We start from the raw sequence: 17,303 nt of genomic DNA, 5'->3' as shown, positions 1-17,303 counted from the left end.
GAGCCAGGAGTCCTAGGCTCGGCCCATGGAGATCACCACCGTCGAGCAGCTCGAGGCCATCGTCGGCGAGCCGGGGGAGCGGGCTGCCACCAAGGAGCGCTCCGCGCTGACCGACATCGACCGGGCCTGGCTGGCGGCGACACCGTTCTGCGTGCTGGCCACCGCGGACGACCGGGGTCGCTGCGACGCCAGCCCCAAGGGGGACCCGCCCGGGCAGCTCGTGCACGTCGTCGACGACCGCACGATCGCCCTGGCCGAGCGGCCCGGCAACCGGCGGGTCGACGGCTACCGCAACGTCCTGGCCAACCCGCACGTCGGCCTCGACTTCCTCATCCCGGGTCGGGGCGACACCCTGCGCATCAACGGCCGGGCCCGGCTGTTCGACGACGCGCCCTTCTTCGACGACCTGGCGGTCCACGGCAGGCGCCCGATCCTGGCGATGGTCGTCGAGATCGAGACGGTCTTCTTCCACTGCGCCAAGGCGTTCTCCCGCTCCCGGCTCTGGGACCCCGAGTCCTGGAACCCCACGGCGAGCGTGCCCCGCCGGGCCGTCATCGCCCAGCAGCTGGAGCCCGTGGCCGGGCAGTCGCTGGCCGACCTCGACGACTACTACCGCTCCGAGAACTACGACAAGGGCCTGTACTGATGGCCCACCCCCAGCTGCTGCACACGGTCCTCGACGCCGTCGACGTCCGCCGCGAGGCCGAGTTCTGGCGCGACCTGCTCGGGCTGGTCTACCGGCCCGGGGACGAGATGTCCGACGGGCCCGGCACCGTCGACGATCTCGACTGGTTGGTCCTGACGGACGCGGGCGGGCGGCGCGTGCTGGCCTTCCAGCAGGTCGCCGAGCAGGCGCGCACCACCTGGCCGAGCCAGGAGGTCCCGATGCAGCTCCACCTCGACCTCACCGTCCCCAGCACCGAGGAGCTCGCCGCACAGCACGACCGCGCGCTGGCGCTCGGTGCGACGCTCCTGCTGGACCGCACCGACGACGAGGACGAGCCCCTCTACGTCCTCGCCGACCCCGAGGGGCACCCCTTCTGCATCTTCGTCGCCTGAGGAGGCGTCATGGGCACGCCGTACGACATCCCGCTGGGTTCCGGTGAGGGGACCTACGACTTCCGCATGCTTCCCACCGACGAGTTCGAGGCCGGCGGGTCGTCGGTGACGGTGGCCGAGGCCGCGTCCGGCCGGGCGCTGCTGGTGTCCTACACCTGGACGCACGCGGACGACGGCCCGCAGGAGGGGACGCTGGTGCTCGGTGTGCCCGACGAGGACGGCACGGTCACCGCGGCGTGGGTGGACAGCTGGCACCAGCGCGACGTCGTGCTGCTGACCGGGCTCGGGTCCGGCTCGGGCGCCACCGTCGGCTACGAGTACGCACCGGGGTGGACCTGGGAGATCTCCGTCCAGGTGCACGAGGGGGCCCTGCAGGTGGTCATGCGCAACGGCGTCCCGGCGGGTGAGGACGGACCCGCGACGCTGTACGACGTGCTGCGCGGCCGGTGGTCCTAGCCGACCCTCTCAGCGCTCGACGACCAGGCCCAGCCAGCGGCCGAGCGAGGCGATCTCGCCGTCCACCGCCTCGCGCAGCGCCCGGCTCCACCGCCCGTCCTCGTGCACCGCGTCCACGCGGAGCACCCCGTCGTCCCGGTCGGCGGTCGCGTCGACCTTGCCGACGAGCGTGTCCCCGTGCAGCACCGGGAGCGCCCAGTAGCCCCACCGCCGCTTGGCCACCGGCTTGTACATCTCCAGCTGGTAGTCGAAGTCGAACAGCTCGGCCATCCGCTTGCGGTCGAAGACCAGCCGGTCGAGGGGGGAGAGCAGTGCGGTGCGCCCCTGGAACGCGTCGGTGTCCTCGAGGTCCTCGAGGTACGCCGGGTCGACGCGCCACGTGCGGCGGGTGCCCTCGACGGTGGCCTCCTCGCCGGCGGGTCCGACGTCGTTGGGCTCGCCGGGGGAGACGGTGGCGCGGAGCCGGGCGATGCCCAGCGCCCGCAGGCGCCGCTCACCGCGGATCCGGAACGCCTCCTCGAGGGGCACCGGCGGCTCGTCCGGGTAGACCCGCTCGGCGAGGTCCCAGAGCTTGTCGCGCCCCTCGGCGCCGGCGACCGCCACCTCGCCGCGCTGCACCATCATGTCGAGCAGGCGTCGTACGTTGCGGTCGTCGTTCCACCCGCTCGAGCGCCACGGGACCAGGGTCGTGTCCGGCATCTCCCGCGCCGTGCACGGCCCCTCGTCGTGGAGCTGGGCGAGGATGTCGCGGCGCGTGTCGTCGTTGGCCTCCACCCAGCCCGCGAGGTCGGCCTGCCACTCCGTGAGCTCGCCCGCGCCCGGCCACACGGCCATCTCGGCGCGGTAGAGCGCGAGGTCCTCCGCTGGGCGGAGCATCGAGTGCAGCTCGACCAGTGACCCGTCGGCCACCAGGTCGTCGAGCACCGACGTCCGGTACGCCGCGCCCAGGCGCGACCACGCCACCACGTGCGCGCTGGGCGCCACCGCCGCGGTCGGCTCGACCTGGAGCAGGGTGAGGTGCCGGACCGCCGCGAGCAGGTCGGTCGGGCGGGGGGCGTCGAGGAGCTGGGCGCGGACCGCGATCCGCCGCGCCTGCTCGCGGGTGAGCTCGTGCACGCACCGACGATAAGGGCGCGACAGGACGAGGGGCGTCCGGATACGCTCGCCCCATCATGTGGATCACGGCCTGACCTGACTCGCGCCCGCGGCCGACCTCCCCCGAGGTGCCCGGCGAGTCACCGCACTCCCGCGAAGGCCCGCCCATGTCCGCACTCCAGCCCCTCGTCGTCCGCGACCTCTGTGTGTCGTACGCCGCCCGCCCCGTCCTGACCGGCGTCGACCTGCTCGCCCAGCCCGGCCGCCGCATCGGCCTGGTCGGGGAGAACGGCGTCGGCAAGTCCACCCTGCTGCGAGCGGTGGCCGGACGGCTGCCCGCCACCGCCACGGTGGCCGGCACGCTCGAGCGCCCCGACGACCTCGTCATGCTCGGCCAGGAGCCGCCCTTCCCCGACGACGCCTCGATCAGCGACGTGCTGGCCCGGACGCTGGCCCCGCTGCGCCGCGCGGTGGCCGATGTCGAGCGGCTCGCCGCCGCGCTCGACGACCCGGAGCTCGACCCCCAGGAGTCCGCGGCGGCGTACGACCGCGTCCTGGAGCAGGCCCTGGCCCACGACGCGTGGGACGCCGACCGGCGCGCCGAGCTGGCGGCCGCCCGCCTCGGCCTGGACGGCCTCGAGCCGGAGCGCCGGGTCGGCACGCTCTCGGGGGGCCAGCGCACCCGGCTCGCGCTCGCCACGATCATGACGACCCGGCCGACCTGCCTGCTGCTCGACGAGCCCACCAACCACCTCGACGACGCGGCGCTCGAGGTGCTGACCGGCTTCCTCGTCGACCTGCCCGGCGTGGTGCTCTTCACCAGCCACGACCGGGTCTTCCTCGACGACGTGGCCACCGACCTGGTCGACCTCGACCCGAGCGCGTTCGGCACCGACGGGGAGGGCGGGCGCCGCTTCGGCGGCGGCTGGAGCGCCTACGAGGAGCACCGGCGCGACGCACGCCGCCGGTGGGAGGAGGCGTACGCCGCCCAGCAGGACGAGCTCGAGGCGCTGCGGGCCGCGACCAGGATCGGGACCGGGCCCATCGCGCACAACCGCGGGCCGACGGACAACGACAAGTTCATCCACGCCTTCAAGGGCTCCCGGGTCGATCGCACCCTGGCCCGCCGCAAGAAGGACGCCGGCCGTCGCCTCGCGGTCGCCGAGCGCGACCAGGTCCGCAAGCCGCCCGAACCGCTGCGCTTCGGGGGCCGCCTGGCGGACGCAGGGGCGGGCGGCCGGCTGGTGCTGGTCCGCGACCTCGCCGTCGACGGCCGCTTACGGCTGGACCGGCTCGACGTCCACGCGGGCGAGCACCTGCTCGTCAGCGGCGGCAACGGGGCGGGCAAGTCGACCCTCCTGGGCGTGCTCGCGAGCCGGCTGGTCCCCGACCGCGGCACCGTGCAGGTGGGGGCCCGCCGGGTGGCCGAGCTGGCCCAGGACGTGGTGTTCGACCGGATGGGCCGCACCGCGCAGGCGACGTACGACGCCCTGGCCGGCGGCGTCGCGCGACCCCTGCGCGAGCTGGGGCTGCTCCACCCCCGTGACCTGGTCCGTCCCGTCGGCGCCCTGTCGGTCGGCCAGCGCCGACGGCTCGGGCTGGCGGTCGCCGTGGCGACCGGGCCGGACCTGCTGCTGCTCGACGAGCCGACCAACCACGTGTCGCTGGCCCTGGCCGGCGAGCTCGAGGAGGCCATCGGCGCCACCGCCGGGACCGTGGTCGTGGCCAGCCACGACCGGTGGCTGCGGCGCCGGTGGCAGGGGAGCGGGCTCCTGCTGGGCTGAGCGCGCTCAGCGACCCCCGCCCGGGGGCTGGCACACGGGGCACCAGAAGATCCGCCGGGCGCCGAGCTCGCCGTCGACGACCTCCGTGCCGCAGACCCGGCACGGCAGCCCGGCCCGTCCGTAGACGTAGTGCGCGTCGCTCCTGCGGACCCGCCCGGCGGGACGCTCGCGGTGCTCCGCCTCCGTCGTGACGATCCGGCCCGACCGGACCCCGCCGCGCATCAGCCGCACGAGGTCGTCCCACGCGCCGGCGAGGGCGCCGGGGTCAGTCTCGCGTCCGGGCAGGTGGGGGTCGAGGCCGTGGCGGAACAGCAGCTCGGCGCGGTAGACGTTGCCGATGCCGGCGACCACCGACTGGTCGAGCAGCAGCGTGCCCAGCGGGGCCCGGCTGCGCGCCGTCCTCGCCAGCCACGGTCCGGGGTCGGTGCCCCGCCGCAGCGGGTCGGGGCCGAGCCGGGCCAGCAGCGCGTCACGCTCGGGGGCGGCGATGAGCTCGCACGCGGTGGGGCCGCGCAGGTCGAGCCACCGCGCGTCGTCCCCGTCCCCGGTGACCAGTCGCAGGCGGAGGGCACCGCGGGGCTCGTCGGGCTCCCCGGTGCCCTCGCGGAACTTCCCGTAGAGGCCGAGGTGGACGTGCAGCACCAGCGGGTCGCCGCCGGGGTGGTCGGCGTAGGAGTGGAACAGGTGCTTGCCCCACGCGTCCGAGCCGACCATGAGTGCGCCGTCGATCAGCGCGGCGCCCTCGGCGAAGCGCCCCTGCGGGCTCGAGGCACGCACGTGCCGGCCCAGCAGCAGTCGGCGGTGCCGTCCGGCCAGGCGGTGGATGCTGTGACCTTCGGGCACGGCGTCATCATGCCCGAGGGGTGATCACCGGCGCGGGACGGCGACCACGTTGCCGGAGCCGGACACGCGCATCCGCGGGCGGGTGCGGGTGACCTCGACGGAGTTGCCGTTCCCCCGCACGCGGAGCCGGTCCAGGCGCCGGTGGCTAAGGGTGTTGGCGTCGCCGATCACCCGGGTGGTGAAGCCGCGGCGGGCGCTGGCCGCGTTGCCGGACCCGCGGACCACGAGCTCGTGGACGCGGTCGGCGGCCACGGACGCGCCCGAGGTGGTCACCCGGACGTGCTCGACGAGTCCCGGCGAGGTGACCGCGGACCCGGCGCCGGAGACGAGCAGGGACGCCGCCGAGGTGAGGTCCACGTGGTTGTCGGTGCCGGCCACCACGACCTCGCCCTGCGACTTCGCCGAGACCCGGGTGCGCTCGCCGGTGACGAACAGGTGCGTGGCGGTCGGCATGGTGACGACCGCGTCGTCGGCGGTGATCCGCACGGTCCCGCAGACCCCCTCGACGACGTACGTCACGTCGTCGTACGCCAGCACCAGCCCGTCCTCGCCCTCGAGGGCGCAGTTGACCGGGACGGTCAGCCCCGCGTGCGCGGGGACGGCGCCGAGCACGGTGCCGAGCCCGCCGGCCAGCGCGCACGCGGCGAGCAGCGCGCCGACGGCTACGGGTCGGGTGCGGGAGGGGGTGCGGGTCATGGGGGCTCCGAGCGCTCGGGGGAGGAAGTGCGGCAACGGCATACCGGGGGTATGCACAGCCACCCTGCCCGGCCCGGCGCCCGTCCAGCCACACCGTGGTGCGTGGTCTCGGACACACGCCCGGCGCTGATAGGGTCACCGACGCAGAAACATCCTTTAACGATCCGTCCTGTGAGGCGGAGAAGGAGGTCGGCGTTGCCTGTACGCGCGCCCGCACTGCTCGTCCTCGAGGACGGGCGCACCTTCCGAGGCGATGCCTTCGGAGCCGAGGGTGAGACCTTCGGTGAGGCGGTGTTCTCCACCGGCATGACCGGCTACCAGGAGACCCTCACGGACCCGAGCTACCACCGCCAGGTGGTCGTGATGACCGCCCCCCACGTCGGCAACACCGGCATGAACGACGAGGACCCCGAGTCCTCGCGGATCTGGGTCGCCGGCTACGTCGTCCGTGACCCCGCCCGGGTCACCAGCAGCTGGCGCTCGCAGCGCACGCTCGACGACTCGCTGCGCGAGCAGGGGGTGGTCGGCATCTCCGGCGTCGACACCCGCGCCCTCACCCGCCACCTGCGCGAGCGCGGCGCCATGCGGGTCGGGATCTCCACCACGGAGACCGACCCGGCCGCCCTGCTCCGGCGGGTGCAGGAGTCCGCCGAGATGCGCGGGGCCAACCTGAGCGAGGCCGTCTCCACCCGGGAGGCGTACGTCGTCCCCGCGGTCGGCGAGCGGCGCTTCACCGTCGCGGCGATCGACCTCGGCATCAAGGCCAACACCCCGCGGATGATGAGCGAGCGCGGCATCGAGGTGCACGTGCTGCCGGCCACCGCGTCGATCGACGAGGTCGTGGCCACCGGCGCCGACGGGCTGTTCTTCTCCAACGGCCCCGGCGACCCCGCCGCGACCACCGGCCAGGTCGAGCTGCTGCAGGCCGCCCTGGAGCGCGACCTGCCCTACTTCGGCATCTGCTTCGGCAACCAGCTCTTCGGCCGGGCGCTCGGGTTCGGCACGTACAAGCTGACCTACGGGCACCGCGGCATCAACCAGCCGGTGATGGACCGCACCACCGGCAAGGTCGAGGTCACCGCGCACAACCACGGCTTCGCCGTCGACGCTCCCCTCGAGGGCAGCACCAGCACGCCGTACGGCGAGGCGACGGTGAGCCACGTCTGCCTCAACGACGACGTGGTCGAGGGCCTCGAGCTGCGCTCGCGGGACGGCGAGCTGCTCAGCTTCTCGGTGCAGTACCACCCGGAGGCGGCGGCCGGCCCGCACGACGCGGCGTACCTCTTCGACCGTTTCGTCCACCTGATGACCGAGCGGAAGGGAGCCTGACATGCCGAAGCGCGAGGACATCCGGAGCGTGATGGTCATCGGCTCCGGGCCGATCATCATCGGCCAGGCGTGCGAGTTCGACTACTCCGGCACCCAGGCGTGCCGGGTGCTCAAGGAGGAGGGCCTGCGGGTCATCCTGGTCAACTCCAACCCGGCCACGATCATGACCGACCCCGAGTTCGCCGACGCCACCTACATCGAGCCGATCACGGCCGAGTACGTCGAGAAGGTCATCGCCCAGGAGCGTCCCGACGCCCTCCTGGCGACCCTCGGCGGCCAGACCGCGCTCAACTGCGCGATGGCGCTCGACGAGCAGGGCGTCCTGGAGAAGTACGGCGTCGAGCTGATCGGCGCCAGCATCGAGGCCATCGACCGCGGCGAGAACCGCGAGGTCTTCAAGAAGATCGTCGCCGACCTCGGCGGTGAGAGCGCCCGCTCGGTCATCTGCCACTCGATGGACGACCTGATCGCGGCCGCCGACGACCTCGGCTACCCGATGGTGGTGCGCCCGTCCTTCACCATGGGCGGCACCGGCTCCGGGATGGCGTACGACGAGCAGGACCTGCGCCGCATCGGCGGCGCGGGACTCGCCGCCAGCCCGACCACCGAGGTGCTCCTCGAGGAGTCGATCCTCGGGTGGAAGGAGTACGAGCTCGAGGTCATGCGCGACACCGCGGACAACGTGGTGATCATCTGCTCGATCGAGAACCTCGACCCGATGGGCGTCCACACCGGCGACTCCATCACCGTCGCGCCGGCGATGACCCTGACCGACCGCGAGTACCAGAAGATGCGGGACCTGGCGATCGCGATCATCCGCGCGGTCGGCGTCGACACCGGCGGCTGCAACATCCAGTACGCCGTCAACCCCGAGGACGGTCGCCTGATCGTCATCGAGATGAACCCCCGCGTCTCCCGCTCCAGCGCCCTCGCCTCCAAGGCCACCGGCTTCCCGATCGCCAAGATCGCCGCCAAGGTGGCCATCGGCTACACGCTCGACGAGATCCGCAACGACATCACCCGCGAGACCCCGGCGTCGTTCGAGCCCACCCTCGACTACGTCGTGGTCAAGGTGCCGCGGTTCGCGTTCGAGAAGTTCCCCGGCGCCGACACCACCCTGACGACCCACATGAAGAGCGTCGGCGAGGCGATGGCCATCGGCCGCAACTTCACCGAGGCGCTGCAGAAGTCGCTGCGCTCCCTGGAGAGCAAGGCCGCGGTCTTCGACTTCGCCGAGCCCGTGGGCGACGTCGTGGAGCTCCTCGAGACGTCCCGGCGTCCCACCGACGGCCGGCTGCGCACCGTGATGGACGCGATCCGCGCCGGCGCGACGCGCGAGCAGGTCTTCGAGCACACCGCGATCGACCCGTGGTTCGTCGACCAGCTCTTCCTCGTCAAGGAGGTCGCCGACGAGGTCGCGGCCGCGCCCGAGCTGGACCTCGAGACGCTGCGCCTGGCCAAGCGGCACGGCCTCTCCGACGCCCAGGTCGCGGGCATCCGCGGCATGCGCGAGGACGTCGTGCGCGGGGTGCGCCACGCGCTGGGGCTGCGACCCGTCTACAAGACCGTGGACACCTGCGCCGCCGAGTTCGCCGCGACGACGCCGTACCACTACTCCTCCTACGACGAGGAGACCGAGGTGGCGCCCCGCGAGCGCGAGGCGGTCATCATCCTGGGCAGCGGCCCCAACCGCATCGGCCAGGGCATCGAGTTCGACTACTCGTGCGTGCACGCCTCCCTCGCGCTGAGCGAGGCCGGCTACGACACGATCATGGTCAACTGCAACCCCGAGACGGTCTCGACGGACTACGACACCTCCGACCGGCTCTACTTCGAGCCGCTCACCCTGGAGGACGTGCTGGAGATCGTGCACGCGGAGGAGCAGGCCGGCCCGATCGCCGGGGTCATCTGCCAGCTCGGCGGGCAGACGCCGCTCGGGCTCGCGCAGGGCCTGGCCGACGCCGGGGTCAAGATCGTCGGCACCACGCCCGAGGCGATCCACCTGGCCGAGGAGCGCGGTGCCTTCGGCAAGGTCCTCGCCGACGCCGGGCTGCCGGCGCCCAAGCACGGCATGGCCGTCACGTTCGCCGACGCCAAGCAGATCGCCGACGACATCGGCTACCCGGTGCTGGTGCGCCCGTCGTACGTCCTGGGCGGTCGCGGCATGGAGATCGTGTACGACGACGACCGGCTCAAGGCCTACATCGACGCGGCGACCGAGATCAGCCCCGAGCACCCGGTGCTCGTCGACCGCTTCATCGACGACGCGGTCGAGATCGACGTCGACGCGCTGTACGACGGCCACGAGCTCTTCCTCGGCGGCGTGATGGAGCACATCGAGGAGGCCGGCATCCACAGCGGCGACTCGTCCTGCGCGCTGCCGCCGATCACCCTCGGGGAGACCGAGGTCGACCGCATCCGTCGTGCCACCGAGGCGATCGCCCGGGGCGTCGGGGTGCGGGGGCTCATCAACATCCAGTTCGCGCTGAGCTCCGACGTCCTCTACGTCCTCGAGGCCAACCCGCGGGCCAGCCGCACGGTCCCGTTCGTCTCCAAGGCGACCGCGACCCCGCTGGCCAAGGCGGCGGCCCGGGTCATGCTCGGCGAGACCATCGCCGACCTGCGCGCCGTCGGCCTGCTCCCGCACGACGACGGGGGGCGGCTGCCCGCCGACGCGCCGATCGCGGTCAAGGAGGCGGTGATGCCCTTCAACCGCTTCAAGACCATCGACGGGCGCAACGTCGACACCGTGCTGGGCCCGGAGATGAAGTCGACCGGTGAGGTGATGGGCTTCGACGCCGACTTCGGCACCGCGTTCGCCAAGGCCCAGGCCGCGGCGTACGGCTCGCTGCCCACGACGGGCCGGATCTTCGTGTCGGTCGCCAACCGCGACAAGCGCAACATGATCTTCCCGATCAAGGTGCTGGCCGAGCGCGGCTTCGAGATCCTGGCGACCAAGGGCACCGCCGAGGTGCTGCGCCGCAACGGGGTGAGCGTCACGGTGGTGCGCAAGCACCACGAGGGCGAGGGTCCGGAGGGGCAGAAGACCACCGTCCAGCTGATCCGCGACGGGGACATCGACCTGGTCATCAACACGCCGTACTCGACCGGTGGGTCGGCCCGTCTCGACGGCTACGAGATCCGTACGGCGGCCGTGCTGGCCGACATCCCGTGCATCACCACGGTGCAGGGACTCGGGGCCGCGGTGCAGGGCATCGAGGCGATGACCGCCGGCGAGATCGGCGTCCGCAGCCTGCAGGACTGGCAGCGGGGGAGGACCGCGCGCTGATGGGTCGTCCCTACCGCCTGCTCTTCGACCACGTGCTGACCCGCAGCGACCCAGAGCGCGCCCACCACGCGGCGTTCCGCGCGATCCGGGCCGCGGCGCCGGTGACCCGGCGGGTGCCGGCCGTCGCGGCGGAGCCGGTCGAGGCGATGGGACTCCGCTTCCCGCACGCGTTCGGGCTGGCGGCCGGGTTCGACAAGAACGGCGTGGGCATCGACGCGCTCGGGGCGCTCGGCTTCGGCCACGTCGAGATCGGCACGGTGACCGGGGAGCCGCAGCCGGGCAACCCGCGTCCGCGCCTGTTCCGGCTGCCGCAGGACCGGGCGGTCGTCAACCGGATGGGCTTCAACAACGAGGGCGCCGAGGCGGTCGCCACCCGGCTGGCGCGCCGCGGACGTCCCGAGGGCGGGCCCGTCCTGGGCATCAACATCGGCAAGACCAAGGTGGTCCCGGCCGAGCACGCGATCGCCGACCACGAGAAGTCCACCGGGCTGCTCGCGCCGCACGCCGACTACCTCGTCGTCAACGTCAGCTCGCCCAACACCCCCGGGCTGCGCGACCTCCAGGCCGTCGAGCTCCTCGAGCCGCTGCTGGGGGCCGTCCGACGCCGTGCCGACCAGGTGCGCCCCGACGACCGGGTGCCGCTGCTGGTCAAGATCGCGCCGGACCTCAGCGACGAGGACGTGCTGGCGGTGGCCGACCTGGCCGTCGCCATCGGCCTCGACGGCCTCATCGCCACCAACACCACCATCACGCGTGACGGCCTGCGCACCGACGCCGCCACCGTCGAGGCCATCGGGGCCGGTGGACTGAGCGGCGCCCCGCTGCGCGAACGGGCCACCGCGGTGCTGCGGATGGTCCGCGAGCGGGTCGGTCCCGACCTCACGCTCGTCGGCGTCGGCGGCATCACCACCGCCGCCGACGCGCGGGCGCGGCTCCACGCCGGCGCCGACCTCGTCCAGGGCTACACCGGCTTCGTCTACGAGGGCGCCCTGTGGCCACGGACCGTCGTCGCCGGGCTCTCCTCGGCATGACGTCTGCGATCCACGTCGTCGGAGAGGTGCTGGCCACCAAGCGGGCCGGCGCCTACCGCCACCTGACCATCGCCGCCCCCGGCATCCCGGAGCGCTTCCGGGCCGGCAACTTCGTGGCCGTCAGCGTCGGCGACGACCTGCTCGCGCGCCGCCCGCTGTGGATCCACCGGGTCAAGGAGACGGGCGCCTACGGCCCCACGCTCGACGTCGTGGTCCAGCCGCGGGGACCCGGCAGCACCCGGCTGGCCGAGCTCCCGGTCGGCGCCCGCCTGCCTGTCACCGGGCCCCTCGGCCGGCCGTTCGCGCTGCCCCGGGAGCCGGTGTCCTGCGTGCTGGTCGGCGAGGGGTACGCCGCCGCCCCGCTCTTCCCGCTGGCGGCCCGGCTGCGCGAGCGGGGGTGCCCGGTCACCCTCGTCCTCGCGGCCGACGACGAGGCGCACCTGCTCTCCGCCCTCGAGGCCCGGCGCAGCGCCCGGTCGGTCAGCGTCGTCACGCGCGACGGCTCGGTGGGCGCGCGGGGCGACGTCACCTCCCAGGTCGACGCCGTGCTCGAGCGGGCCGACGCCGACGTCGTCTACGCCGCCGGTCCCACCGCCACCCTGGCCGCCGTGGCGGCGGCTGCCGAGCGTCGCGGCGCGTGGAGCCAGGTCGCGCTCGAGACGCCGATGGCCTGTGGCACCGGGCTGTGCCAGGGCTGCCCGGTCCCTGTCGTCGCCGAGGACGGGGTGACCCGCCGGGTGCGCGCCTGCGTCGACGGCCCGGTGATCCGCGGCGACCGCGTGCACTGGGGTGAGCTCGGATGAGCCCCGCGGTCCCGTGGGGGCGCGTGATGGTCGCCAGCGGCTGCGGCGGCACCGGCCGCGAGCTCGCGCCGTACGCCGACCTTGAGGGCCTCGACTTCGTGACCCGCTCCATCACCCTCGACCCCCGGGCGGGCGGCCCGTCGCCCCGCGTCGCCGAGACCCCCAGCGGGCTCGTGCACGCCGTCGGCCACCAGAACCCCGGCCTCGAGCACTTCCTGGCCACCGAGCTGCCCTGGCTGGTGCGCGCCGGTGCCCGGGTGCACGTGTCGATCGTCGGCGGCGCCATCGGGGAGTACGCCGAGCTGGCCCGCCGCCTGAGCCGTGCCCCCGGCGTCGCCGGGCTCGAGGTCAACCTCGGTGCGACCGACCAGGCCGGGGAGGGCCTGTTCGAGGTGCGTGAGCCGTACCACGCGGCGAGCGTGGTGGCGGCGGTGCGCCGTGAGTTCCCCGCCGACCGTCCGGTGCTCGCCAAGCTGCGCCCCGACCTGTCGCGAGCGGTGGAGGGAGCCCGGGCCGTCCACGACGCCGGAGCCAGCGCCGTCGTCCTCGGCGACGCCGTCCCTGCCGCCCTGCCCGACGGCCGACCCGCGGGGCTCTCCGGGCCGGCGATCACGCCCGTGGCGCTGCGCTGCGTCCACGAGGTCGTCGCCCGGCTGCCGGAGGTCGCGGTGGTCGGGGGCGGGGGCGTCGACGGACCCGCGACCGCCCGGGCCTTCCTCGCCGCCGGTGCCGTCGCCGTGCAGGTCGGCGCCGCGCTCCTCCACGACCCGACGACGGTGGCGCGGATCCGCGCCGACCTCGAAGCCCAGGACCCGCACGACCACTCCGGGAGGACCGACCGTTGACCGAGCACCTCGAGGGCAGGCACTTCGGAGCACGGCTGCACGCGGCCATGCAGGAGCGTGGACGCTTCTGCGTCGGCATCGACCCGCACGCCGCGCTGCTGCGCGACTGGGGGCTGCCGGACGACGTGGCGGGGCTGGAGACCTTCGCGCGCACCGTGGTGGAGGCGGTCGCCCCGGAGGTGAGCGTCGTCAAGCCGCAGAGCGCCTTCTTCGAGCGGTTCGGCAGCCGCGGCGTGGCGGTGCTCGAGCGAGTGATCGCCGACTCGCGGGCCGCGGGCGCCCTCGTGCTGCTCGACGTCAAGCGCGGCGACATCGGCTCGACCAGTCAGGCGTACGCCGACGCCTACCTCGACCCCGCGTCGCCGCTGGCCTCGGACGCGATCACCGCCAGCCCGTACCTCGGCTTCGGGTCCCTCGACCCGATGGTGGCCACGGCCCGCCGGCACGGCGCGGGAGTCTTCGTCCTCGCCCTGACCTCCAACCCCGAGGGCCCGGAGGTGCAGCACGCGAGGGTCGGGGACTCGACGGTCGCCGGCACCGTGCTCTCCCACCTGCGCGCCCGCAACGCGGGGCTCACGCCGCTCGGCGACCTCGGGGCGGTCATCGGCGCCACCATCGGCGAGAGCGCCGAGGAGCTCGACTTCAACGGGCCGGTGCTCGCCCCGGGCTTCGGGGCCCAGGGTGGGACGGTCGAGGACCTGCGCCGGATCTTCGGCCCCGTCGCCCGCCACGTCCTGCCGAGCTCGTCGCGCGAGGTGCTCGCCGCCGGCCCCGACGTGACGGCGCTGCGCGACGCCGCCCGCCGCGGCAACGACGCGGTCGCCGCGCTCGGGGACGCATGAGGCGGACCCTGCTGCCCGTCGCGGCGCTGGTGCTGGGACTCACGGCCGCCGGCTGCAGCAGCGAGCAGGAGACCTACTGCCAGGCGGTCGAGGAGCACCAGCCCGAGCTGACCGACATCGCCGCCAGCGCGGAGCCCGGAGCCGTCCTGGACGCGCTCGACGCCTACCGCGACCTGCGCGAGCAGGCGCCCGACGACCTGCGCGACGAGTGGACCCAGGTCGTCACCCGGCTCGAGGCCCTCCGGGGCGCCCTCGACGACGCCGGCGTCGACCCCGCGTCGTACGACCCGAAGGTGACGCCGGAGGAGCTCGCGCAGGACGATCGGCGTGCCGTGGAGTCGGCCGCCCGGGCGCTGGGGGAGACCGCCACGATCAAGGCGATGGGCGGCATCGAGCAGCAGGCGCTCGACGTGTGCGGGACCCCGCTGAGCCAGTAGCCGACCGGTCGGCGGGCGCCGGTGTGGTGCCCGTCTCGCGGCACGCGCGGCGTCCCACCCCGCATTGCAGGGCGTCCGTCGTTCTGACTAGATTGACCGCGTTGCCCCAGCCTCCGGCCACGAGCCGGCCCACAGCCCAGAAGGACCCGTTTCGTGGCCTTGCCCCCTCTCACGCCCGAGCAGCGCCAGGCGGCCCTCGACAAGGCCGCCGCCTCCCGACGGGAGCGCGCCGAGGTCAAGAACCGGCTCAAGAACTCGGGAGCCTCGCTCATGGACGTCGTCCGCGAGGGCCAGGACAACGAGGTCGTCGGCAAGATGCGCGTCGTCGAGCTGCTCCAGTCGATGCCCGGCCTCGGCAAGGTCCGCGCGCGCCAGGTGATGGAACGCCTGGGCATCGCCGAGAGCCGCCGCGTGCGCGGGCTCGGCATCAAGCAGGTCGCCGCTCTCGAGCGTGAGTTCGGCCCCCGCGAGGAGTCTTGAGCGAGCCGCGCAGGTCCCGCCTGATCGTGCTCGCCGGTCCCACGGCCGTCGGCAAGGGGACCGTGGCCGCCGAGGTGCGCCGCCACCACCCCGAGGTCTGGCTGTCGGTCTCGGCCACGACGCGTGACCCGCGTCCGGGCGAGGAGAACGGCGTCCACTACTGGTTCGTCTCCGACGACGACTTCGACGCGATGGTGGAGCGCGGCGACCTCCTCGAGTGGGCGACCGTCCACGGCACCCACCGCTACGGCACCCCCCGCGGCCCCGTGGAGCTCGCCCTGGCGTCCGGTCACCCCGCGATGCTCGAGATCGACCTCCAGGGCGCACGACAGGTCCGGCAGACGATGCCCGAGGCGCTGTTCGTCTTCCTCAAGCCGCCGTCGTGGGACGAGCTCGTACGCCGCCTCGTCGGTCGCGGCACCGAGACGGAGGCCCAGCGCGAGCGCCGCCTGGCCACTGCGCGCGACGAGCTGGCGGCCGAGTCGGAGTTCGACGTCACCGTCGTCAACCACGAAGTTCACGCTGCTGCGGACGAGTTGGTAACCTTGATGAGGATCGACCCCGTGTCGGACCCTGCCCAGGACTGATCCTCCGCAGGACCGGCCACCTTCGTACGTCTCCTGCACCAACCGACTCTGTGAGGCTCCCAGCTGTGTCTGCCCCCAACATCGCCGCCGAGGGCGTGACCAACCCCTCGATCGACGACCTGCTCACCAAGACCGACAGCAAGTACAAGCTGGTTCTCTACAGCGCCAAGCGCGCCCGCCAGATCAACGCCTACTACTCCCAGCTCGGCGAGGGCCTGCTCGAGTACGTCGGCCCCCTCGTCGACACCGTCGTCCAGGAGAAGCCGCTGTCGATCGCGCTCCGCGAGATCAACGAGGACCTCCTCACCTGCGAGGACGTCGACCCCGCCGAGCTCGCCGCCGAGGAGGCTGCCGCCGCAGCCGCGCGCGCCGAGGCGTCCACCTTCTCGGAGTGACGTGACCTCCCCGGACGACTCCGTCCGAGACCCATCGCACGACGTGGCCGCTCCCCGCACCGGGGAGCGGCCTCGCGTCGTCCTCGGGGTCGCGGGTGGCATCGCGGCGTACAAGGCCTGCGAGCTGCTGCGACGCCTGACCGAGTCCGGGCACGACGTGACCGTGGTGCCCACGGCCGCCGCCCTGGAGTTCGTCGGCGCGCCCACCTGGGCGGCCCTGTCCGGCAAGCCGGTGGCCACCGACGTGTGGAGCGACGTCCACGAGGTCCCGCACGTGCGCATCGGCCAGTCGGCCGACCTCGTCGTGGTGGCGCCCGCCACCGCCGACCTGATGGCGAAGGCGGCGCACGGGCTGGCCGACGACCTGCTCACCAACACGCTGCTCACCGCGCGCTGCCCCGTCGTGCTGGCCCCGGCCATGCACACCGAGATGTGGGAGCACCCCGCCACCACCGCCAACGTGGCGACCCTGCGCAGCCGCGGCGTCGTCGTCGTGGAGCCCGCCGAGGGCCGCCTGACCGGCAAGGACACCGGCAAGGGCCGGCTGCCCGAGCCGTCGGAGATCTTCGAGCTGGCCGTGGAGGTGCTGGCGCGCGGTGCCGCCGTGCCCGACCTCGCCGGACGGCGGGTCGTGGTGAGCGCGGGCGGGACCCGGGAGTACCTCGACCCCGTGCGCTTCCTCGGCAACCGGTCCTCGGGCCTCCAGGGCTACGCCCTCGCCCGCGCGGCCGCCGCCCGCGGCGCCGAGGTCACCCTCGTCAGTGCCAACGTCACGCTGCCCGACCCGGCCGGCGTCAAGGTCGTGCGTGTCGAGACGACCGCCGAGCTGCGCGCCGAGGTCGTCCTGGCCGCCGGCTCCGCCGACGCGGTCGTGATGGCCGCCGCACCGGCCGACTTCCGCCCGACGGCGGTCAGCGAGGCGAAGATCAAGAAGACCGTCGACGGCTTCGCGCCGGCCATCGAGCTCGAGCAGAACCCCGACATCCTCAAGGAGATCTCGCACGGGCGCCAGCGTCCCGGCGCGGTCGTGGTCGGCTTCGCCGCCGAGACCGGCGACGACACGGGCGACGTCCTCGACCTCGCCCGCGCCAAGCTGGCCCGCAAGGGCTGCGACCTGCTCGTGGTCAACGACGTCAGCGGGGGCGCCGTCTTCGGCAGTCCCGACAACGAGGCGGTCATCCTGGCCTCCGACGGGGCCACGATCGACGTGCCCCACGGCACCAAGACCGCCCTCGCCCACGTCATCTGGGACGAGGTCGTGGGGCGATTCGCCCGCTGAGACGGGCATCTTGCATAGTGAGCCACCGTTATCGTGGCTCGTACACCTGAGCA

18 protein-coding genes are annotated in these 17,303 nt (G+C 73.7%); 15 read left to right on the top strand and 3 right to left on the bottom strand.

Features of this window, described 5'->3' with window-relative positions; all coding sequences use genetic code 11:
* Positions 1 to 25 precede the first annotated feature (25 nt).
* Genes ASG94_RS00375 through ASG94_RS00365 form a run of 3 tightly spaced genes read left to right on the top strand, consistent with a single transcriptional unit; the run spans position 26 to position 1,515 of the window.
* Positions 26 to 646 carry a pyridoxamine 5'-phosphate oxidase family protein gene (locus ASG94_RS00375; protein WP_056924482.1) on the top strand — a complete coding sequence of 207 codons (621 nt, stop codon included), beginning with the start codon at positions 26 to 28 and terminating at the stop codon, positions 644 to 646.
* Complete coding sequence (locus tag ASG94_RS00370) at positions 646 to 1,059, top strand: VOC family protein (RefSeq protein ID WP_235537073.1); 414 nt, start codon at positions 646 to 648, stop codon at positions 1,057 to 1,059. The genes ASG94_RS00375 and ASG94_RS00370 overlap by 1 nt, the downstream gene beginning before the upstream one ends.
* 9 nt (positions 1,060 to 1,068) lie before the next feature.
* Positions 1,069 to 1,515, top strand: a complete 447-nt coding sequence (locus ASG94_RS00365; RefSeq protein WP_056924481.1) for a hypothetical protein — start codon at positions 1,069 to 1,071, stop codon at positions 1,513 to 1,515.
* Between the two features lie 9 nt (positions 1,516 to 1,524).
* Here ASG94_RS00365 and ASG94_RS00360 read toward each other — a convergent pair whose 3' ends face one another.
* The gene (locus ASG94_RS00360) at positions 1,525 to 2,631 is read right to left on the bottom strand and encodes a DNA glycosylase AlkZ-like family protein (protein ID WP_056924480.1); all 1,107 of its coding nucleotides are present in this window, start codon (positions 2,629 to 2,631) and stop codon (positions 1,525 to 1,527) included.
* 146 nt (positions 2,632 to 2,777) lie between these two features.
* Here ASG94_RS00360 and ASG94_RS00355 point away from each other — a divergent pair, with 146 nt between their 5' ends.
* Positions 2,778 to 4,394: an ABC-F family ATP-binding cassette domain-containing protein gene (locus tag ASG94_RS00355; protein ID WP_056924479.1), complete on the top strand. Its 1,617-nt coding sequence runs from the start codon at positions 2,778 to 2,780 to the stop codon at positions 4,392 to 4,394.
* A gap of 6 nt (positions 4,395 to 4,400) precedes the next feature.
* Here the strand turns inward: ASG94_RS00355 and ASG94_RS00350 are convergent, their stop codons facing one another.
* Both ASG94_RS00350 and ASG94_RS00345 read right to left on the bottom strand, forming a co-directional pair.
* Complete coding sequence (locus ASG94_RS00350) at positions 4,401 to 5,237, bottom strand: Fpg/Nei family DNA glycosylase (protein WP_056924478.1); 837 nt, start codon at positions 5,235 to 5,237, stop codon at positions 4,401 to 4,403.
* A gap of 24 nt (positions 5,238 to 5,261) precedes the next feature.
* Entirely contained in the window at positions 5,262 to 5,933 is a 672-nt protein-coding gene (locus ASG94_RS00345; protein WP_056924477.1) for a hypothetical protein, read from the bottom strand.
* Between the two features lie 195 nt (positions 5,934 to 6,128).
* Here ASG94_RS00345 and carA point away from each other — a divergent pair, with 195 nt between their 5' ends.
* From carA to coaBC, 11 genes are all read left to right on the top strand, one after another.
* Complete coding sequence (carA, locus tag ASG94_RS00340) at positions 6,129 to 7,262, top strand: glutamine-hydrolyzing carbamoyl-phosphate synthase small subunit (protein WP_056924476.1); 1,134 nt, start codon at positions 6,129 to 6,131, stop codon at positions 7,260 to 7,262.
* A 1-nt stretch (position 7,263) separates the two neighbouring features.
* Positions 7,264 to 10,551, top strand: a complete 3,288-nt coding sequence (carB, locus tag ASG94_RS00335) for a carbamoyl-phosphate synthase large subunit (RefSeq protein ID WP_056924475.1) — start codon at positions 7,264 to 7,266, stop codon at positions 10,549 to 10,551.
* The gene (locus tag ASG94_RS00330) at positions 10,551 to 11,582 is read left to right on the top strand and encodes a quinone-dependent dihydroorotate dehydrogenase (RefSeq protein WP_056924474.1); all 1,032 of its coding nucleotides are present in this window, start codon (positions 10,551 to 10,553) and stop codon (positions 11,580 to 11,582) included. Before carB ends, ASG94_RS00330 begins: the two co-directional genes overlap by 1 nt.
* Positions 11,579 to 12,385 (top strand): iron-sulfur cluster-binding protein, encoded by an 807-nt coding sequence (locus ASG94_RS00325; RefSeq protein ID WP_082624043.1) that lies wholly within the window; start codon positions 11,579 to 11,581, stop codon positions 12,383 to 12,385. Before ASG94_RS00330 ends, ASG94_RS00325 begins: the two co-directional genes overlap by 4 nt.
* A complete protein-coding gene (locus ASG94_RS00320) occupies positions 12,382 to 13,230 on the top strand; it encodes a tRNA-dihydrouridine synthase (protein ID WP_082623837.1) in 849 nt (282 codons plus the stop codon). Before ASG94_RS00325 ends, ASG94_RS00320 begins: the two co-directional genes overlap by 4 nt.
* Positions 13,227 to 14,072: an orotidine-5'-phosphate decarboxylase gene (gene pyrF / locus ASG94_RS00315; protein ID WP_268788545.1), complete on the top strand. Its 846-nt coding sequence runs from the start codon at positions 13,227 to 13,229 to the stop codon at positions 14,070 to 14,072. Before ASG94_RS00320 ends, pyrF begins: the two co-directional genes overlap by 4 nt.
* Positions 14,069 to 14,509, top strand: a complete 441-nt coding sequence (locus ASG94_RS00310; RefSeq protein ID WP_056924472.1) for a hypothetical protein — start codon at positions 14,069 to 14,071, stop codon at positions 14,507 to 14,509. Before pyrF ends, ASG94_RS00310 begins: the two co-directional genes overlap by 4 nt.
* Before the next feature lie 153 nt (positions 14,510 to 14,662).
* On the top strand, positions 14,663 to 14,989 hold the full coding sequence (gene mihF, locus ASG94_RS00305) for an integration host factor, actinobacterial type (RefSeq protein WP_056924471.1): 327 nt from the start codon (positions 14,663 to 14,665) through the stop codon (positions 14,987 to 14,989).
* Positions 14,986 to 15,576, top strand: coding sequence for a guanylate kinase (gene gmk, locus ASG94_RS00300; protein WP_056924470.1), 591 nt, complete (start codon positions 14,986 to 14,988; stop codon positions 15,574 to 15,576). Before mihF ends, gmk begins: the two co-directional genes overlap by 4 nt.
* 65 nt (positions 15,577 to 15,641) lie before the next feature.
* Complete coding sequence (gene rpoZ, locus ASG94_RS00295) at positions 15,642 to 15,971, top strand: DNA-directed RNA polymerase subunit omega (RefSeq protein ID WP_056924469.1); 330 nt, start codon at positions 15,642 to 15,644, stop codon at positions 15,969 to 15,971.
* Between the two features lie 43 nt (positions 15,972 to 16,014).
* Positions 16,015 to 17,250, top strand: coding sequence for a bifunctional phosphopantothenoylcysteine decarboxylase/phosphopantothenate--cysteine ligase CoaBC (gene coaBC / locus ASG94_RS00290; protein ID WP_056926184.1), 1,236 nt, complete (start codon positions 16,015 to 16,017; stop codon positions 17,248 to 17,250).
* The last annotated feature ends 53 nt before the right edge of the window (positions 17,251 to 17,303 follow it).

The organism is Nocardioides sp. Soil805 (assembly GCF_001429625.1).
Classification (GTDB): Bacteria; Actinomycetota; Actinomycetes; order Propionibacteriales; family Nocardioidaceae; genus Nocardioides.
This window is presented reverse-complemented; position numbering and strand designations above follow the sequence as displayed.

Excerpts from the sequence above, each read along its gene's own strand:
- ASG94_RS00310 (WP_056924472.1), top strand. The coding sequence starts at position 14,069 with ATGAGGCGGACCCTGCTGCCCGTCGCGGCGCTGGTGCTGGGACTCACG.
- ASG94_RS00325 (WP_082624043.1), top strand. The coding sequence starts at position 11,579 with ATGACGTCTGCGATCCACGTCGTCGGAGAGGTGCTGGCCACCAAGCGG.
- ASG94_RS00320 (WP_082623837.1), top strand. The coding sequence starts at position 12,382 with ATGAGCCCCGCGGTCCCGTGGGGGCGCGTGATGGTCGCCAGCGGCTGC.
- ASG94_RS00345 (WP_056924477.1), bottom strand. The coding sequence starts at position 5,933 with ATGACCCGCACCCCCTCCCGCACCCGACCCGTAGCCGTCGGCGCGCTG.
- ASG94_RS00330 (WP_056924474.1), top strand. The coding sequence starts at position 10,551 with ATGGGTCGTCCCTACCGCCTGCTCTTCGACCACGTGCTGACCCGCAGC.
- carB (WP_056924475.1), top strand. The coding sequence starts at position 7,264 with ATGCCGAAGCGCGAGGACATCCGGAGCGTGATGGTCATCGGCTCCGGG.
- ASG94_RS00375 (WP_056924482.1), top strand. The coding sequence starts at position 26 with ATGGAGATCACCACCGTCGAGCAGCTCGAGGCCATCGTCGGCGAGCCG.
- ASG94_RS00370 (WP_235537073.1), top strand. The coding sequence starts at position 646 with ATGGCCCACCCCCAGCTGCTGCACACGGTCCTCGACGCCGTCGACGTC.
- ASG94_RS00355 (WP_056924479.1), top strand. The coding sequence starts at position 2,778 with ATGTCCGCACTCCAGCCCCTCGTCGTCCGCGACCTCTGTGTGTCGTAC.
- ASG94_RS00365 (WP_056924481.1), top strand. The coding sequence starts at position 1,069 with ATGGGCACGCCGTACGACATCCCGCTGGGTTCCGGTGAGGGGACCTAC.